The organism is Paenarthrobacter sp. TE3676 (assembly GCF_056279165.1).
In genome coordinates, this window is the sequence record NZ_JBWBQU010000007.1 from 222,817 (window position 1) to 240,366 (window position 17,550).

General features: G+C 63.2%; 15 protein-coding genes. 8 read left to right on the forward strand and 7 right to left on the reverse strand.

Annotated features, from left to right (window positions below; all coding sequences use genetic code 11):
* Positions 1-46 precede the first annotated feature (46 nt).
* From ACZ881_RS17580 to ACZ881_RS17595, 4 genes are read left to right on the forward strand one after another with little or no spacing between them, the layout of a single operon-like run.
* Complete coding sequence (locus ACZ881_RS17580; RefSeq protein WP_476117347.1) at positions 47-805, forward strand: LamB/YcsF family protein; 759 nt, start codon at positions 47-49, stop codon at positions 803-805.
* A 46-nt stretch (positions 806-851) separates the two neighbouring features.
* Positions 852-2,201 (forward strand): MFS transporter, encoded by a 1,350-nt coding sequence (locus tag ACZ881_RS17585; RefSeq protein WP_476117349.1) that lies wholly within the window; start codon positions 852-854, stop codon positions 2,199-2,201.
* A gap of 6 nt (positions 2,202-2,207) precedes the next feature.
* Positions 2,208-3,890, forward strand: coding sequence for a 5-oxoprolinase subunit B/C family protein (locus ACZ881_RS17590; RefSeq protein ID WP_476117350.1), 1,683 nt, complete (start codon positions 2,208-2,210; stop codon positions 3,888-3,890).
* Between the two features lie 7 nt (positions 3,891-3,897).
* Positions 3,898-5,661, forward strand: coding sequence for an acetyl/propionyl/methylcrotonyl-CoA carboxylase subunit alpha (locus ACZ881_RS17595; RefSeq protein ID WP_476117351.1), 1,764 nt, complete (start codon positions 3,898-3,900; stop codon positions 5,659-5,661).
* A 69-nt stretch (positions 5,662-5,730) separates the two neighbouring features.
* Here ACZ881_RS17595 and ACZ881_RS17600 read toward each other — a convergent pair whose 3' ends face one another.
* The gene (locus ACZ881_RS17600) at positions 5,731-6,984 is read right to left on the reverse strand and encodes a D-arabinono-1,4-lactone oxidase (protein WP_476117353.1); all 1,254 of its coding nucleotides are present in this window, start codon (positions 6,982-6,984) and stop codon (positions 5,731-5,733) included.
* Between the two features lie 128 nt (positions 6,985-7,112).
* On the opposite strand from ACZ881_RS17600, the gene ACZ881_RS17605 reads away from it, so the two are divergent.
* A complete protein-coding gene (locus ACZ881_RS17605; protein ID WP_476117355.1) occupies positions 7,113-8,117 on the forward strand; it encodes a LacI family DNA-binding transcriptional regulator in 1,005 nt (334 codons plus the stop codon).
* Here ACZ881_RS17605 and ACZ881_RS17610 read toward each other — a convergent pair whose 3' ends face one another.
* The 3 genes from ACZ881_RS17610 to ACZ881_RS17620 all read right to left on the reverse strand — a co-directional run bounded on the left by ACZ881_RS17610 (position 8,118) and on the right by ACZ881_RS17620 (position 11,903).
* Positions 8,118-9,113: a bile acid:sodium symporter family protein gene (locus ACZ881_RS17610; RefSeq protein ID WP_476117357.1), complete on the reverse strand. Its 996-nt coding sequence runs from the start codon at positions 9,111-9,113 to the stop codon at positions 8,118-8,120.
* 164 nt (positions 9,114-9,277) lie between these two features.
* The gene (locus ACZ881_RS17615; protein WP_476117359.1) at positions 9,278-10,774 is read right to left on the reverse strand and encodes a SulP family inorganic anion transporter; all 1,497 of its coding nucleotides are present in this window, start codon (positions 10,772-10,774) and stop codon (positions 9,278-9,280) included.
* 22 nt (positions 10,775-10,796) lie between these two features.
* Positions 10,797-11,903 (reverse strand): GTP pyrophosphokinase, encoded by a 1,107-nt coding sequence (locus ACZ881_RS17620; protein ID WP_091464366.1) that lies wholly within the window; start codon positions 11,901-11,903, stop codon positions 10,797-10,799.
* A 110-nt stretch (positions 11,904-12,013) separates the two neighbouring features.
* Here ACZ881_RS17620 and ACZ881_RS17625 point away from each other — a divergent pair, with 110 nt between their 5' ends.
* Together ACZ881_RS17625 and ACZ881_RS17630 are read left to right on the forward strand one after the other, a co-directional pair.
* Positions 12,014-12,835, forward strand: a complete 822-nt coding sequence (locus ACZ881_RS17625) for an alpha/beta hydrolase fold domain-containing protein (RefSeq protein ID WP_476117361.1) — start codon at positions 12,014-12,016, stop codon at positions 12,833-12,835.
* A 39-nt stretch (positions 12,836-12,874) separates the two neighbouring features.
* Positions 12,875-13,813 (forward strand): carbohydrate kinase family protein, encoded by a 939-nt coding sequence (locus ACZ881_RS17630; protein WP_476117363.1) that lies wholly within the window; start codon positions 12,875-12,877, stop codon positions 13,811-13,813.
* 6 nt (positions 13,814-13,819) lie between these two features.
* Here ACZ881_RS17630 and ACZ881_RS17635 read toward each other — a convergent pair whose 3' ends face one another.
* Positions 13,820-14,881, reverse strand: coding sequence for a glutathione S-transferase family protein (locus tag ACZ881_RS17635; protein ID WP_476117365.1), 1,062 nt, complete (start codon positions 14,879-14,881; stop codon positions 13,820-13,822).
* Between the two features lie 70 nt (positions 14,882-14,951).
* Here ACZ881_RS17635 and ACZ881_RS17640 point away from each other — a divergent pair, with 70 nt between their 5' ends.
* Complete coding sequence (locus tag ACZ881_RS17640; protein ID WP_091464375.1) at positions 14,952-15,761, forward strand: HAD family hydrolase; 810 nt, start codon at positions 14,952-14,954, stop codon at positions 15,759-15,761.
* Here the strand turns inward: ACZ881_RS17640 and ACZ881_RS17645 are convergent.
* Positions 15,758-16,687, reverse strand: coding sequence for a methyltransferase family protein (locus ACZ881_RS17645; protein WP_476117367.1), 930 nt, complete (start codon positions 16,685-16,687; stop codon positions 15,758-15,760). The genes ACZ881_RS17640 and ACZ881_RS17645 overlap by 4 nt on opposite strands.
* Entirely contained in the window at positions 16,684-17,550 is an 867-nt protein-coding gene (locus ACZ881_RS17650; protein ID WP_476117369.1) for an SDR family oxidoreductase, read from the reverse strand. Before ACZ881_RS17650 ends, ACZ881_RS17645 begins: the two co-directional genes overlap by 4 nt.

Consider the following 17,550-nt stretch of genomic DNA (forward strand, 5'->3'; position numbering starts at 1 on the left):
TGGTGCATGCTGGATGTAACGCACATCACGAGGCAGGGATCACATCATGGCAATCATCGATTTGAACAGCGACGTCGGCGAGTCCTTCGGGCGCTGGACACTCGGCGATGACGAAGCCATGTTCGAGTCAGTCTCCAGTGCCAACGTTGCGTGTGGATTCCATGCTGGCGACCCCAGCGTCATCCGCAGCACCTGCGAAAAGGCGGCCAAGGCCGGCGTCGTTATTGGCGCCCATGTCGGCTACCGCGACCTCGCGGGATTCGGCCGCCGCTTCATGGACATCGACCCCATGGAACTGGCTGATGACGTGGTTTATCAGATTGGCGCGCTGCAGGCGTTGGCGGCCACCAGGGGAGCCAGCGTTCAGTACGTGAAACCGCATGGCGGCCTCTACAACGCGATCGTCAAGCACACTGCCCAGGCCCGCGCTGTGGTGGAGGCCGTGAAATCGGTTGACCCCAACCTTCCGATTCTTGGCCTCCCCGGTTCCGAAGTCCTGCGCCTCGCGGAGGAAGCAGGCCTTCGGGGCGTTTCCGAAGCATTCGCGGACCGCGCTTACAACCCGGACGGAACGCTCGTCTCGCGCTCCCAAGCCGGGGCCGTGTTGCACGATCCAGCCGAAGTAGCAGAGCACGTCCTGCGAATGGCCACTGAACAAGCCGTCAGAACCATCGACGGTTCCCTCCTTAAAATCCGCGCAGAGAGTATCTGCGTGCATGGTGACTCACCCGGTGCCGTCGCGATGGCCACCGCTGTGAAGTCTGCTCTGAGCGATGCCGGCGTCGGAGTCGGCTCGTTCCTCTAGCCCACTTGGGCTCCCCGCACCATCCCTCATCCCCCCGGAGGACATCATGACCAGCACCAACAATGCACCCAAGGCAGCGACAAGGAAGCCGCCGCCCGGTGCCATCAAGGCGTACGTCGCCAGCCTCACCGGCACGTCGCTTGAGTACTACGACTTCGCTATTTACTCGGTGGCCTCGGCCCTCGTGTTCCCCAAGATCTTCTTCCCGGGCAATGACGAATTCGTCGCGTTGCTGCTGTCCTTCTCGGCCTTCGCGGTTGGATACCTGGCCCGACCGATTGGTGGCGTCATCTTCGGCCGCCTGGGCGACAAGATCGGCCGTAAATACGTTCTGGTCTTCACCCTCGTCCTGATCGGCGTGGCTACGGTCCTCATCGGTGCACTGCCTGACTACTCAGTGATTGGAGTCGCAGCACCCACCATCCTTGTGCTGCTGCGTTTGGCGCAGGGCATTGGCGTTGGCGGCGAATGGGGCGGCGCAGTGCTGCTTTCCAGCGAATTCGGTGACCCCAACAAGCGCGGATTCTGGTCCTCCGCGGCCCAGATCGGCCCGCCCGCCGGCAACCTCATGGCCAACGGCGTTCTTGCCATTCTTGCCGCTTCCCTCAGCGAAGAGGCCTTCCTCTCCTGGGGCTGGCGCGTAGCCTTCCTGGCCTCTGCACTCTTGGTGGTCTTCGGCCTGATCATCCGACTCAAGCTTGAGGAAACGCCGGTCTTCAAGGCCATCCAGGCCCACGGAGATCGTCCCAAGGCTCCCATCAAGGAAGTCTTCACCACCCAGCCCAAGGCCTTGGTCGCAGCAGCGCTCTCACGTGTTTGCCCGGATATCCTTTATGCCCTGTTCACGGTTTTCGTCGCTGTTTATGCAACCAAAGAACTGGGCATGACCACCGGCAACGTGCTGTCCGCCATCCTGATCGGCTCGGCTTTCCAGCTGTTCCTGATCCCGGCGGCAGGTGCAATGACGGACCGCTTCAACCGTCGCTGGGTCTACGGCATCGCGGCCGCTGCTACCGCAGCCTATATCCCGCTGTTCTTCCTGATGATTCAGGGCAAGTCCGTAGCCATGCTGACCATCGGTACCGTCATTGGCTTGGCACTCCACGCCTTCATGTATGGCCCGCAGGCCGCATTCATCACCGAGCAGTTCCCGGCCCGCCTTCGCTACGCCGGCAGTTCCTTGGCATACACCCTGGCTGGTGTGATCGGTGGAGCCGTTGCTCCCATCATCTTCACAGCGCTCTACGGTGCCGCTGGCGGCGGCTGGTACCTGATCGCCGTATACATCCTCGTCGCAGCTGTTGTCACGATCGTGGGCATGCTCCTCGGCCGTGACCCCAAGCCGGAAGAAGATGTCCGTTTGGTGCAGGGGACGCACGCTCAGCCGGCGGCGTAGCGAAAGATGGAAACCGTGATGCAAACCGCCACCGCGAAAAGGGTTCGCTCTGTCAGGCCCGTCGGCACCCGTGCCGTCCTGGCCGAACTGAACAGCCTGCAGGATGTCCTTGCCCTTCAGGACATGCTCTACAAGTCCCCGCTTCCCGGCCAAGTGGACGTTCTGGCCGCCGCGGAAACTGTCATGGTGGTCGGCGAGTCGGCGGCTGCAACCCGTGCCATTGGCGCACGGCTCCTGGAGTTGGAGCTTGCTCCGCTGATCGCCAGCGACTCTGGTCTTGTGGTCATCGATACCGTGTACGACGGCGACGACCTCGCCGATGTTGCGGAGCTCACCGGGCTGAGCGTGGACGGCGTCATAGCCGCGCACACGGGACAAATCTGGACAGTGGCCTTTGCTGGCTTCGCACCCGGTTTTGGCTACATGGTGGGTGAAAATGAGGCCCTCACGGTTCCCCGCCGCTCTTCACCGCGCACGGCGGTGCCCGCCGGATCCGTGGCTCTCGGTGGACAATACTCCGCCGTCTACCCACGCCGTTCTCCGGGAGGTTGGCAGCTGATCGGCCGGACAGGGGCCCGGATGTGGGATCTGGACCGTTCCCAACCTGCATTGGTTCGTCCTGGCGATCGCGTGCAGTACCGGGCCGTCCGCGAAGTGGTGACAGCTAAAGCACCATCGAGCGGTGACGCCCCGGCGCGTGAACCCGAAAAGGAGCATCACGTTGAGTCCGGTCTTCGGATTCTCAATCCCGGTGCGCAGAGCCTGATCCAAGATCTCGGGCGCCGAGGCTACGGTCCACTAGGTGTCTCTGCTGCCGGTGCGCTGGACAGGGCATCGTTGCGGCGGGCCAACCGGCTTGTCGGCAACGCTTCTTCTGCCGCGGCCATCGAATCCGTCAGTGGCGGGCTCACGGTGGAAGCTGTTGGCGACCAGGTGATTGCTGTGACAGGTGCGCCAACCACGCTGACTATTGATTCGCCGTCGTGGTTTGAGTCCGGTGACGGGGCCACCGACGACGTCCAGTCGGGTGCGAAGCGAACCGCCCCGATGGCCGCACCCTTCGCATTGCTCGACGGCGAAGTACTCACCTTGGGTGCTCCGGAGTCGGGGTTCCGGAATTATGTGGCGATCCGTGGCGGCGTGGACGTCGCGGAGGTGCTGGGTAGTCGCTCGGCGGACACGATGTCCGGCATCGGGCCGGCACCATTGGTAGTCAAGCAGGTCCTGGCTGTGGGTGGCACTACGGCATCCACGGCTGTTGGCAGTCCTGAGTTGCAACCTGAATTCCCGGGGGACGGAGTCACTGTTCTCGACGTCGTTCCCGGGCCGCGTGCCGACTGGTTCGACCAGGAAGCCCTGGATTCCCTCTGCAACCAGGAATGGCTGGTCACTCCGCAGTCCAACCGTGTGGGCATGCGATTGGATGGCACCCCGCTGAAGCGAACCCGCCAGGGTGAGCTTCCCAGCGAGGGCACCATGGCGGGAGCGCTCCAGATCCCACCCGCGGGACTGCCCGTGCTCTTCCTGGCGGACCACCCCATCACCGGCGGATACCCCGTGATCGGCGTGGTGCGCGACGAGCACCTTGATCTCGCCGCGCAGGTCCCCATTGGCGGAAAGATCCGCTTCCGGCTCGTCCCGGATTCCCCAGAGTTCATCACGCCTTTTACGAAGACCCCAGAGAAGTGAGTATTTGATGCGCAAGGTCCTGATCGCGAACCGCGGCGAAATCGCTGTCCGCGTCGCCCGAGCCTGTGACGACGCCGGCATCCTCTCAGTCGCCGTTTACGCAGACATCGATGCCGATGCCATGCACGTTGGTGCTGCCGACGAAGCCTTCAGCCTGGGCGGAAACTCGCCGGCTGACACCTATTTGAACATCACGAAGCTGCTTGCCGTTGCGGCGGAGTCCGGCGCAGACGCCGTCCACCCCGGGTACGGTTTCCTTTCCGAGAACGCGGACTTTGCACAAGCAGTGCTCGACGCCGGACTTGAGTGGATCGGTCCCTCACCGGAATCGATCCGCCAGTTGGGTAACAAGATCACGGCTCGCGAAATCGCTGTCCGTGCAGGTGCTCCGTTGGTTGCGGGCAGCGACGGACCAGTGTCCTCGGCTGCGGAAGCCCGGGCCTTCGCGGAGGAACACGGACTTCCACTTGCCATCAAGGCTGCTTTCGGCGGCGGCGGCCGGGGTTTGAAGGTGGTTCGGGAGCTCGCCGAAGTGGAAGAGGCCTTCGATTCTGCAGTCCGGGAAGCAGTGGCTGCCTTTGGTCGTGGCGAGTGCTTCGTGGAGCAGTACCTTGACCGGCCTCGGCATGTGGAAGCTCAGATCATCGCGGACAAGCTCGGCAACGTTGTTGTGGTGGGCACCCGCGACTGCTCCCTCCAACGTCGCCACCAGAAGCTCGTGGAAGAGGCCCCCGCACCCTTCCTCAGTGACACGCAACGCCAGCAAATTTACGACGGTGCGAAAGCAATTGTGCGTGAAGCCGGCTATTACGGTGCCGGAACCGTGGAGTTCCTGGTCTCCGCTGACGGAGCAGTGGCCTTCCTTGAGGTCAACACCCGCCTCCAGGTTGAGCACCCCATCACTGAGGAAACTGCAGGGATCGACCTCGTCCAAGAGCAGTTCCGAATTGCTGCAGGCTTGCCACTGAGCATTACGGAAGATCCCGTCGCCCGAGGACACTCCTTCGAGTTCCGCATCAACGCTGAGGACGTGGGCCGCGGATTCCTGCCCTCCCCGGGGACAGTGGAACTCTTTGAGGTGCCAACAGGCCCGGGAATCCGCGTAGACACCGGAGTTCGTTCGGGCTCGTTTGTCGCGCCGCAATTCGATTCTTTGTTGGCCAAGCTGATCGTCACTGGCGCTGACCGGCAGCAGGCCCTTCGCCGCTCGCGGCGTGCCCTGGCCGAAATCAATATCAGGGGGCTCGCGACGGTCCTGCCGTTCCACCGCGCGGTCCTTGAATCCGAAGATTTCACGTCCGTTGCCGGAATGCGGGTTCACACCCGGTGGATCGAGACGGACTTCGCAGACCAGATCCCTGTGGACCCCGAATACAACGTGGCCGCCCCGGAAGGGGAGCGACGCACCATCACCATTGATGTGGACGGCAAGCGGCTCGCCGTAGGACTTCCCGCGGACCTCCTGGACGGCTGGGCTCGTTCGGGGCAGGGCATTCCGGCTTTTACGACTCCGACCGATGCGCCGGGTTCCGGCTCAGGCACCGGCGACTCTCCCGCAGAATCAGCCCTCGTCTCCAGCATGGCCGGGACGGTAGTGAAGTGGCTGGTGGAACCCGGCACTGACGTAGCAGCCGGGGATCCTTTGGTGGTCCTGGAGGCCATGAAGATGGAGACCCAGGTCTCGGCACACCGTTCAGGCACTCTCTCCGAGGTGTTGTCAGAGCCTGGCGGAGTGGTCACAGCCGGCGCCGTGCTGGCTCATATCGAGTAGCAGCAGTAGCCCGTCGCTAACCCGCTATTTCACGGCTGGCAGCAACGAGATAGCGGGGCAGCAACGAAGCTAGGCGTGCGTCGCCGCGGAGATTCCCAGCACGCTGTCCAGCAGCTCATTGCGGAACTTCCCATTGGGGTCATTGGCCTGAACCAAAGCTCGGAAATCCTCGAACCGCGGATAGAGGGAAGCGAAGTCGTACTGGCTGGGCGTGAACAGTTTGCCCCAGTGCGGGCGCGCACCGAACGGACGGAGGGCTTCCTCGAGCTCCGGGAGCACCGCTTCTACCTCGGCTTGCAGCGGCTTCCACGTGAAGTGGAGTGCCACGCTTTGCTGCTGGTAGAAGGGGCTAAGCCAGAACTCATCAGCGGCCACGGTGCGGATTTCGGAGACGAACAGGAGCGGTGCGAGCTTGTCGGCCAGTCGCCGGACAGCCTGCAGCGCGGCCGGCGCCTGTTCCAGCGGCAGGAGGAACTCGCTTTGCAGCTCCTCGCCGTTGCTGGGCGTGAATTCGTGGCGGAAGTGCGGCAAACGGTCAAGCCACTTGCCGGCCACATCCAGCTGCTCGGTGCAGTTCTCCGCGGACATGTCCGGCAAGGGATGCATGGCAGCCGTTGCAGCGGCTGCCCCAAACAGGTCAGGCAGCGGAGCTTCAGTGTCCAGTGCCTTGAGCCAAACCTGGGGAATGGTGTCGCCGGTGTAATCGGTGAAGAAGCTGACGCTGTAAGCACTCGAAGCGATGGCCTGGAAGTTCGCCAGTGCGCCCTCCCAGGACAAGTTGGTGAGCACGCGCTGTCGTACCTCGTAGCTCGGCCGGACCGCGAGTTCCAGCCCTGTGACGATGCCAAGTGCGCCCATTCCCACCACACTGGCGAGGAATTCGTCGTCGTCCGCTGTAAGGGTCACCAGCTCGCCGGAGGCGCGCACCAGGTCAACATTAACGACGGCGGCAGCCAGGGAGGGGTTGTTGACTCCACTGCCGTGCGTGCCGGTTTGGATGGCACCCGCGACGGAGATGTGTGGGAGGGAGGCGAGGTTGTGGATGGCGTATCCCTGTTCCTCAAGCGCGCGGCCGAGGGCTCCGTAGCTGATGCCACCGCTGACTTTGACGGTGCCCTTCGCGGCGTCCAAAACAACTTCCTGGGGGAGGGCATCGAGCAGGAGGTGGGTACCGTCGGTGTCGGCGACCGTGTTGAAGGAGTGCCGGGAACCCAGGGCCCTGATCCGCGTCGCCTGAGCTACAAGCTCGCGCAGCTGCTCCACAGTTGTGGGCCGCTGGACGTCCGCAGACGAATACTCAAGATTTCCTGCCCAGTTCTTCATCGAATGATCTCCCGCTTGTATTTGTAGACTCCCGCAATTGTTAACGTTCACAACTAATTGCGTCAAGGGGAGTCCACCGCGGTTGGGGATAGAGTTCAAGAAATCCGCTGTCTACCAGGAGTCGCAACGTGAGTAAGGGATCCAAACCCACCATCCGGGATGTTGCGATGGCGGCGGACGTATCACTGACCACTGTCTCCTATGTGCTTTCCGGCCGTCATGGCGGCACTACCCGGATCAGCCAGCCCACGCAGGACCGGGTTCTGGCAGCGGTCAAGGAACTGGGTTACGTGCCCAATCAAGCCGCGCGGGGAATGCGTCGCGGCAAAACGGACGTGGTTGCCGTGGCAATCGGAAACCTTGAATGGCCTTGGGATCGCGCACTCGCCACTGCCGCTGCCGACATCCTGCCGCAGCACGGCTACCAACCGGTGATCCTGCTGGGCGACGATTGGCGGAAGTTCATGATGTCCGGGGGCGCCGACGGCGTCATCATTGGCTACTTCCCTGAAGCAAAGTCCGAGGACGAAGCACTCACTGAATTGGCCCGCCGCGGCGTGGCCCAAGTAGTTATCTCAGGCACCATGAAGCCTGCTGGGTTCGATGTCCTTGCCCCCGAGACCGAGTCCGGGCTCGCGGACTGCATGGAATTCCTCACGGCGTCGCACCGCAGAATTGCCTGCATCCGGAGAGCTGACCCGGCTGGGCGACCCAAGAGCCGCTTTGCCGCCTACGCAGCCGGGCTGGAGAAGGCGGGCATTCCCTTGGACACGTCCTTGGTTAGGACCTCACATCACCGCCCGGCCACTGCCTATCAGTCCGCCCTGGAATTGCTCCAACTCCCGGACCGACCCACGGCCATCCTCTGCACCGACGACATGGAAGCGCTGCAGGCGATCCGTGCCGCCTACCGCCTTGGCCTCCGTGTCCCCGAGGACATCCAGATCGTCGGCGTCGGGAATTCCACCGAGGGCCAGGACTACGACCCGGCTCTGACGACTGTTGGGCCTGACCCGATCTTCGAGCAGGTTGTCCGGATGCTGCTGGACCGGTTGGCGGGAACCACCCCGGCCGAGGGCATCCGGGTTACGTCACCGTGGAAGCTGCACCGCCGCGGCACGACGGAGGGCTAGCTAGTCCTTCAGTGGACACCGTGCCAGCCAAGCGGCCACGATCGCACCCGAGATGTTGTGCCACAGCGAGAACACGGCCGACGGCAGCGCTGCCAGGGGGCTGAAGTGTGCGGTGGCCAACGTCGCGGCAAGGCCCGAGTTTTGCATTCCCACCTCGAATGCCAAGGCCCGGCGTGCTTTGTCGTCCAGACGGCCGAGCTTGCCGGCCAAGTACCCGAGGCCCAGGCCGAAACCGTTGTGGAGGACTACCGCCAGGAACACAATCGCGCCCGCGGCAACGATCTTGCTGGCGCTACCGGCCACGACGATCGCCACGATCAGTGAAATCACGACGGCGGACGCCCACGGAAGCGCCGGGAGAACCTTTGCGACGAGCTTCGACAGGAAGAGTCGAGCCAACAGGCCCGCGATCACCGGCAGCAGGACTGTCTTGACGATGTCCATAACCATGGCGCCGGCATCAATGTGAAGGAAGGATCCGGCCAGGAAGAGAGTCAGCGCCGGGGTCACAATCGGCGCGATCAACGTGGAGACCGAGGCAACAGCTACAGAGAGAGCAACGTCCCCCTTGGCCAGGAACGCCATGACGTTGGAGGCGGTGCCGGAGGGCGCGCAGCCGACCAGAATCAGGCCAACTGCCAGCTCGGGTGGCAACTGCAGGAGCACGGCAATGAGCCATCCAGCGCCGGGCATGATCACATAATGCGCCACGATGCCGAGGGCCACAGCCCACGGACGCCGGGCCACCGAAGCGAAGTCCGGCGGGGTCAGCGTGAGGCCCATACAGAACATAATGACGCCAAGCAGGTAGGGAACCGCGACGCCCATCGGTTTGAAGAGGTCCGGGATGAGGAACCCCAGCATGCCTGCAACCACCACCAACAGCGGGAACACTGTGACCGCGATACGCGCAATCTTGGCTTCAGCTGCAAGCGCTGCATTGACGGGCGCAGTGGGTTCTTCGGTTTTCGCTGGTGAATTGGTTGCCTCAAGCATTCATCCATGCTCACACTCGCACCGTAGCCGCCACTAATTCTTTACTTGCAGGGGAGCGTATATGTCAGATGACGGCTGCTCGTACCCAAGTAGGTAACAGTAAACGCGCCACTGAGGGTTCATTGGAACATTTGCTGTTACCTAGTTGGGTGTGCGGAACGGTGTTAGGAGTTGAGCTTGCCGGCCAGCCGTTCGCGCATACGAACACTGGCCTCGTTGAGTCCTATGAACTCCACCTCACGGCCGTGATTCCGGTACTTCTCGGTCACGGAATCCAGCACTGCCACCGTTGAGGCGTCCCAGATGTGCGAGCCATGCAGATCGATGATCACTCGATCTATGCCTTCTGAGGAATCTTTCGCGTAGTCGAACTGCGTGTACAGGTCATTGGACGAGGCAAAGAACAATTCACCGTCCACTGTGTACGTCGCGACAACTTCGCCGTTGAGCTCGAGTTCCGTCCGCTCCACAGTTGCGAAGTGGGCCACCCGGCGAGCAAACAGCACCATGGCGGTCAAGACGCCGACGCCGACACCCACCGCGAGGTTGTGCGTCACCACCACGGCGGCAACGGTGATGAGCATGACCGCGGTCTCGGACTTCGGCAGACGCTTGAGCGTTGAGATGCGGACGGAGTGCCAGTCGAAGGTGATCAGCGAGACGAAGATCATCACGGCCACGAGAGCGGCCATGGGGATCTGGCCCACAACATCGCCCAGGACCACCACCAGCACCAGCAGGAACACGCCGGCCAGGAACGTGGAGAGCCGGCTGCGAGCCCCTGAGCCCTTGACGTTGATCATGGTTTGGCCGATTACTGCGCAACCACCCAGACCACCAAGGAAGCCCGTGACAATGTTCGCGGCACCCTGGCCCCAGGAAACGCGCGTCTTGTTGGAACGTGTGTCCGTGATGTCGTCCACCAGCTTGGCTGTCATCAGCGATTCGAGCAGGCCCACCAGCGCCATGGACAGGGCGAAGGGCGCAATGATCTGGAACGTCTCCAGGCTCAGGGGAACGTTCGGCAGGAAGACTCCGGGCAGGCTGTCGGGGAGTTCTCCCTTGTCGCTGACTGTCGGAACATCGATGTTGCCGAGCACGGTAACCAGGGTGATGGCCACGATTGCCACCAACGGTGCAGGAATGGCCGTGGTGATGCGGGGCAGCCCGAACACGATCACCAAGCCCACAATGACAATCGGATAGACCATCCACGGCACGTTGAAGAGCTCGGGCATCTGGGACATAAATACCAGGATGGCCAGGGCGTTCACGAAGCCGATCATGACGGACCTCGGGATGAAGCGCATCAGCTTGGTGACGCCCAGGACTGCCAGGATGATCTGGAAAATACCAGCCAGGATGATCGTGGCAATCAGATAATCCAGCCCGTGTTCTTTCATCACCGGTGCGATTACCAAGGCCACGGCACCGGTGGCCGCGGAGATCATGGCCGGCCGCCCGCCCACGATGGCAGTGACCACGCCCATGGTGAAGGACGCGAAGAGGCCGATGCGCGGATCCACCCCGGCGATCACCGAGAACGCGATCGCCTCGGGGATCAAAGCCAAAGCCACCACGAGTCCCGCAAGGGATTCCGTCAGCAGGCGGCGGGGCGAGCGGAAGGTCGCCCGCAGTGACATAAGTTGCTCGGGAGTCATGGGTCCTTACAGTGCAGTTGTCCTAGGGCGCAGTCTGTCGGTAGCGCTCAATCTGCTTAAGGCGCCGCTGGAGGCTGTCGCGCCGCGGGTGCGGGACGACGTCGGGCGCCTCAGCGGTGAGATCAATGTGTTCGGTTCCGTACTGCCACAGCAGGAGGTCATCCAGGAGGCGGTCCGGGCCGGGGGAGTAGCGGTGGTCCAGGGCCTTGCGGACCTCGGTGATTCGGTTGGCGCTCAGCAGACCCGCAAGCTCCACGGTCTTGGTGAGTCCGTGGGCGGCGAGCAGTTCGGCAGCCCATCCCCAGTCGTCATCAACTTTACGGTCAACGTGCGGCAGAAGCGTCCGCCAGACGTCCCGGACCCGGTTGGGTGTCAGCGGCATGCCGCCATCGCCCTCGAGATCCCAGTAGCCGCGGACTTCCTCGTAGCGTTCGTGAAGATCGGCGAAGGCGCTCTCCACGGTTTCCAACATGGCCGCGGTGGCCGTGAACTGGCGGTCGAAATGCGGCGTCCAGGCCCGCGGGTCTTCGGCCTTAAAGCGAATATCGTGCTCGATCTCGCTCCAGGCGTGCGCAAACACGGTGCGGATCTGGCACTCGAAGAAATAGCTGCCATTGGCAGGCATCTCCGGGTTGAAGACGTGCTGGTATTCCTTCACGGCCTCGTTCTGGATGGTGCGCAGAATGAGGTGGCGGCTGGAATAGCCATAGGTTCCTGACTCAATGGAACCAATGTCCTTCTCGCGGTCGCCACGGCAATCGAAGAGTTGCCGCTGGCGCTTGATGATGTTGGCCACCGCAGCGTTTTCCGCGGGTAGCTTGGTGATGACGCGGATGCCCACCATGTCGTTCAAGGTGCGGAACGGGTCCGGAAACTTGAGCACACGCGGCCCGCCCGGCTCCAAGGGATCATCCGTACGGGAAATCTTTTCGCGGAACGACTCGACCGTTTTGGTCCGTCCAGTGACAAACAAAGGGGTGACCTCTGCGTCGTTCAACATGTCACGCAAAGTGAGCAGCACATCGCGCGTGACCCGCTTCAGGGCGGGGCGAACACGCTCATAGAGCGCCACATTCGCATCCACTGCGTCGCGCTGAGCCTGGTCCAGGCTGTCCCAATTGCTTGCCATGCCCCCAGCTTACGGGGCGGGTCCGACACTCAACTGAGCCACCCGCCGTCGGGGTGCCTCTAGCCAAACTTCCGAAACGTCACGATAGGCTCAGTACAAAGGAGGGCGCAATGTTGCGGCACAAGTACAGCTACGGCGAACACCCCAGTCAGTGGGGCGAACTCTTCATACCTGAACCGTCCAACGGAAACCATCGCGGCGCGTCCAGCGTCGCCGGTGGAATCGCCGTTGTGATCCATGGCGGATATTGGCGCTCACAGTACGGCGCTGAGCTCGGTGAGCCCTTGGCGCGCGACCTCGCAGCGCACGGGATTACCGCCTGGAACCTCGAGTACCGGCGGGCCGGTAATGGTGGTGGTTGGCCCCATACTTTCGAGGACATCCTGGCCGGCATCGACCATCTGTCCGAGATCGCGGGTGACCACGACCTCCAACTTGGCAAAGTAGTGGCGCTCGGTCACTCGGCCGGCGGCCACTTGGCTGTCTGGGCTGCGGGCCGGCAGAAGCTCTCCTCCATTGGAACGCCCGACGCCGACCGCCAGCTCCAGCGCAGCCCTGAGGATAACGCCGTCCACCTGACCGGCGTCGTCAGCCAGTCAGGCCTCCTGAACCTTGCGGCAGCGGAGAAGCTAAACCTCAGCAACGGCGCCGTCTGCAATCTCATGGGCGGGGATTCGCATAGATTCCCCAAACGGCATAAATACGCCGACCCCATGAGTTCACTGCCCATCGATGTCCCCATCTATGCCGTGCACGCCACAGACGATGAGGACGTTCCTGCAAGCCAGTCCGAAGCGTATGTCGCGGCGGCAACGGCGGCAGGAAGTGCAGCCCAGCTGCTGCGCGTCCCTGGCGACCACTTCGACCTCATCGACCCCAAGGCCGTGGCGTACAAGAAATGCCGTGAACTGGTGCAACGGCTGCTCTCGTAATCTGTGGTTCGTGGGGCCAGCCTCTGGCAGAGTGGTCCCATGCTGACAGTCATTGGTGAGGCCCTTGTCGACGTCGTTCAACGTTCCTCGGGAATCGAAGCCCACGTAGGCGGGAGCCCCCTGAACGTTGCCGTCGGGTTGGCCCGCTTGGACCATCCGGTGCAGTTCATCGGTCGCTACGGCCGGGACGCCTACGGTGATTCCGTTGCCGCGCACTTGCGCTCGAGTTCCGTGATGGTGCCGCTGCCGCCGGACGAGAAGCCAACCAGCGTGGCCACCGCGCAGATCGACGACGACGGAGCCGCCACCTACGCTTTCGACCTCGCCTGGGAGCTGCCCGGACTCGCCGGTCGGTTGCCGCTCATGCTGCAAGGCTCCACCCTGCTGCACACAGGCTCCATTGCCACCTTCCTGGAGCCTGGCGCCGCAGAGGTGCTTGCCGCCGTCGAGCATGCCCACCCGAGCAGCACTATCAGCTTCGACCCGAACTGCCGTCCCAGCATCATCACGGATGTCGAGTACGCGCGAACGCAAGCCGAGCGCTTTGTGGTGGTTTCCGACGTCGTGAAGGCCTCGGACGAGGACCTTGAATGGCTGTATCCCGGCGTCGATCCGGTGGAATCCGCGCGTCGCTGGCTGACCTTGGGTGGTGCTGAGGGTCCCGCCCTGGTGGTGGTCACACGTGGTTCACGTGGCCCGTGGGGCGCAACGAGGGCCGGTGAAACTCAGGTTCCCGCACCATCCGTGAACGTTGTGGACACAGTGGGCGCGGGCGATTCGTTCATGGCGGGGCTCCTGTCCGCGATTGTGGATCACGGGCTGGACGGCGCGCAGAACCGTGGCGCTTTGAGGGCAATGCCTGCAGAAACCCTGGCAGCAATCATGGATCACGCAACACGTGCGGCTGCCGTGACGGTGTCACGGGCCGGTGCGAATCCGCCCACGCGGGCGGAGCTCAACCACGGAGCGCATAAGTAAAGCTGCTCAGCCGGCCCCGTGCCCTGCAGCCACTTCCTCGCCCGCTATCACCGGGCCTGGCGGAGTGCCGTCGCCGAAGGGGCTTCCGCCGAGGGATTCCCGTCCGTGATCAGTAAGCCATCCGGATAGGTCCGGGCCCACGGGGACAATCTTGGTGGGGTTAATATCCTCGTGCACCATGTAGTAGTGCTGCTTGATCTGCACGAAATCGATGGTGTCCCCGAATCCCGGTGTCTGGAACAGGTCCCTGGCGTAGGCCCACAATGCCGGCATCTCGCTGAGTTTGTTGCGGTTGCACTTGAAGTGGCCGTGATAGACGGCATCGAAGCGCGCCAAGGTGGTGAAGAGCCGGACGTCGGCCTCGGTGATCGAATCACCCACGAGGTACCGCTGGTTCGCTAGGCGCTCCTCCAGCCAGTCCAAGGCATTCCACAGACGGGTGTAGGCCGCCTCGTACGCTTCCTGGGATCCGGCGAAGCCGCACCTGTAAACGCCATTGTTGACCTCGGTGAACACGCGCTTGTTGACCTGGTCGATTTCCTCGCGCAGGTGCTCCGGGTACAGCTGTGGCGCTCCCGGGCGGTGGAACTCTGTCCATTCAGTAGAGAAGTCCAGCGTGATTTGGGGGAAGTTGTTGGTCACCACTGCGCCGCTGGGGACGTCCACCATGGCCGGAACAGTGATTCCGCGAGGGTAGTCCGGGAAACGGCGGAAGAATGCTTCCTGCAGTCGCTCGATGCCCAGCACGGGATCCACGCCATCCGGATCCAAATCGAAGGTCCAGGATCGGGCGTCGTGGGTGGGGCCGGGCTGGCCGAGGCTGATGACGTCCTCCAGGCCAAGAAGCCTGCGTACGATCACGGCACGGTTGGCCCACGGGCAAGCCCGGGCTGCAATCAACCGGTAGCGCCCCGGCTCCACGGGCCAGCCGGGCTCGCCGTTCGGTCCGGCGGCACCGTCCCGGGTGATGCGGTCCTCGATGTAGTTGGTGTCCCGGGTGAACTCGTCGCCGGTGACGTACGCCCCGCGGGTGCTGTGTTCTTCGACTTCGCTGGTCTTCTCACTCATGACTTCACACTATGCCGCGCTCCCCGAACCGCGCGACCTTGTGGGCCGTGGGCCCACGTAGACTGGCCTGATGCGGCTCGTAGCAAGCGATATTGACGGCACCATCCTCGGTCACGACGGCAAAATCAGTGACCGGACCATCAAGGCATTCCAGGCGTGCCGCGACGCAGGGGTGGAACTCGTCTTCGTCACGGGTCGTCCGCCGCGCTGGTTGTATCCGCTCCAGGAGCAGCTGGGTCACAGCGGAATCGTGATCTGTTCCAACGGCGCAGTGGTGTGGGATCTCGAAACCGAGAAGGCCCTGTCCTCGTGCGTTCTGGATGCCGAATCCGTCTTTGAAGCACGCCGCATCATCAAGTCCATCAGGCCCGATGCCCTGTTCGCTGTGGAGACTCTCACGGGCTTCCAGCTTGAGCCGGGCTTCATCGAGAACGAAACCAGCGAGCTGCTCGCTGAGTTCACCCCCGCGCCGCTGGCCGAGACGCTCACGGCGGATGACGCCGTCGTAAAGTTCCTGGCGATCACCCGCAAGGGTACGCCGGACGAGTTCCTGGCTGAAGTGCAGCCGGCCGTCGCGCATTTGGTGAGCACCACGCATTCGGCGCCACGGACGGCAATGCTGGAGATGTCCGTTCCGGGCATCAATAAGGCTGTCACGCTGGCCAAGTACGCCGAATCGCTGGGTATCGAAGCCGCTGACGTCGTGGCGTTCGGTGACATGCCCAACGACATCGAAATGCTGCGCTGGGCCGGTCACGGTTACGCGATGGCCAGCGGCCACCCGGAGGCCATCCTCGCCGCCGGGCAGCAGGCGCCGCATTTCGACGACGACGGCGTGGCCCAGATTCTCGAGGCGAAGCTCACGGAGCAGCGGGTCTAGTTTCCTCGGAGGCGCGGAATCCAGCAGCGCACTGAGTCGCGGTATCGCTGGAACTCGGTGCCAAACCGACGTTCCAGGTCGGCTTCTTCGTGTGGCCTCACAGCGTAATTCCACAGAAGCGAACCAATGACCGCGTAGGCAACCACCAGCCACGAACTCAGCATCAGCCCCACAGCTGCTCCTTGGGAGATGCCTGCCACGGCCATGGGATTCCGAACCCACTTATACGGCCCGGCGATGACCAAGCGGTTGGGCATGGCGGAGGGCAAAGGGGTTCCGCCTCCGGCAGAGGACATGGTCACCGCGGAAGCGATCCCGAGGGAACTGGCGAGCACCAGCACCATGAAACCGGCGGGCGGTGCGGCGGAGGGAAACGGCAAGGAAACGTTCCACCGCTGCTCGATCCACCAAATGGCTGACGGAAGAACCACCAGGAAGAAACCCCAGAAGAGGATCAACTGCCCCATGGTTGCCCCCACGTTGGCTGCAGTACTGCGACGGTTGGACGCCGGACGGAACGCAAAGGGTCCCCGCACGATCAACTCCGTAGGGACACGGCCCTGCACCACAAAGAACAGCGCAATCAGTGAACAAGCGGCGGCGGCCAACATGATCAGGACGCCCCACCCCGCTGCGGTAGTGATTGTTGCGTAGATGGCCAAGGCGACAGCAACGAGGCCAGTCCAACCAGCGGCCACCACGGCCGCAGCCCTGACGCCGAACGCTGCGACACCCGAGGCGATGACGAACAAGGGAATGTCGAAGGCGGCTACGGCGACCGGGTCCAGGCCGCCGAGAGTGGCCGTCCGAATGGCCGGTGACAGGAAAACTCCCACCCACCACGCCAGCCCGGCCACGGCTTGGACAGCGAAGTAGATCCGGCCCCACGCTTGCGCCCGCGCAGCGGTAGGAGCCTCGCGATTCACGGGTGCCGCACGCCCTCACCGGCCAGCAAAGCGCGGTAGCCCTCCTTGTAAGTGGGAAAGGTGAATTCGAAACCTGTCGCCCGCAGGCGTTTATTGGAACAGCGCTTGTCGCCCGGGCCGGCGTCGGACGCGTTCCCAGGTGCCGCCGTCGGGGGTTCAGGGCATCCCATTTCAGAGGCGAGGAACCGCATGACGTCGCCCATTTCCGCCGCGTAGTCATCGACGCCCACGTAGACGGGATCAGGAACCGCTTCCATGGTGGTGAGGTGCACGATCATGGCCGCGGCGTCGTCCCGGTGAACGCGGTTGGTATGCCGGGGCTGGGAAGGGATGACGGCCGTGCCGCTGCGGACCTGATCGATCAGCCGGGTGCGTCCAGGTCCGTAGATTCCGCCCAGCCTTAAGGAGATGGGCCGGGTTTTGGTCCCCAGCGTCCGGCTGAACAACAGGTCTTCGGCTTCCACCAGTACCCTGCCGCTGAACCGTGTGGGCTCCGTGGGCGTGGACTCATCCACAACAGCTCCGCCGGAATCCCTATACACAGCCGTTGAGGAGACGAACAGGATCCGCTGCGGCTCGATGGACTGCCGTTCCAGTGCGTCCAGCACGTTCTTCACGCCGTTCAAGTACGCCGCGCGATAGGCCTCTTCTGTGGACGTGTCTGCGGCGATAGCCACAACAACAATGTCCACGTCCTCCGGCAGTTCCGGCACTGCGACGGAGAGGTCCGCGAACATGCCCCTGATGTCCGCGGGTAGCTTGTCGGGGGACCGGCGCAGGCCAACCACATTATGGCCCGCAGCTGCGAAGCGCAGTCCAACTTCCGTTCCAAGGTCGCCGCAGCCGGCTATCAACACAGTCAT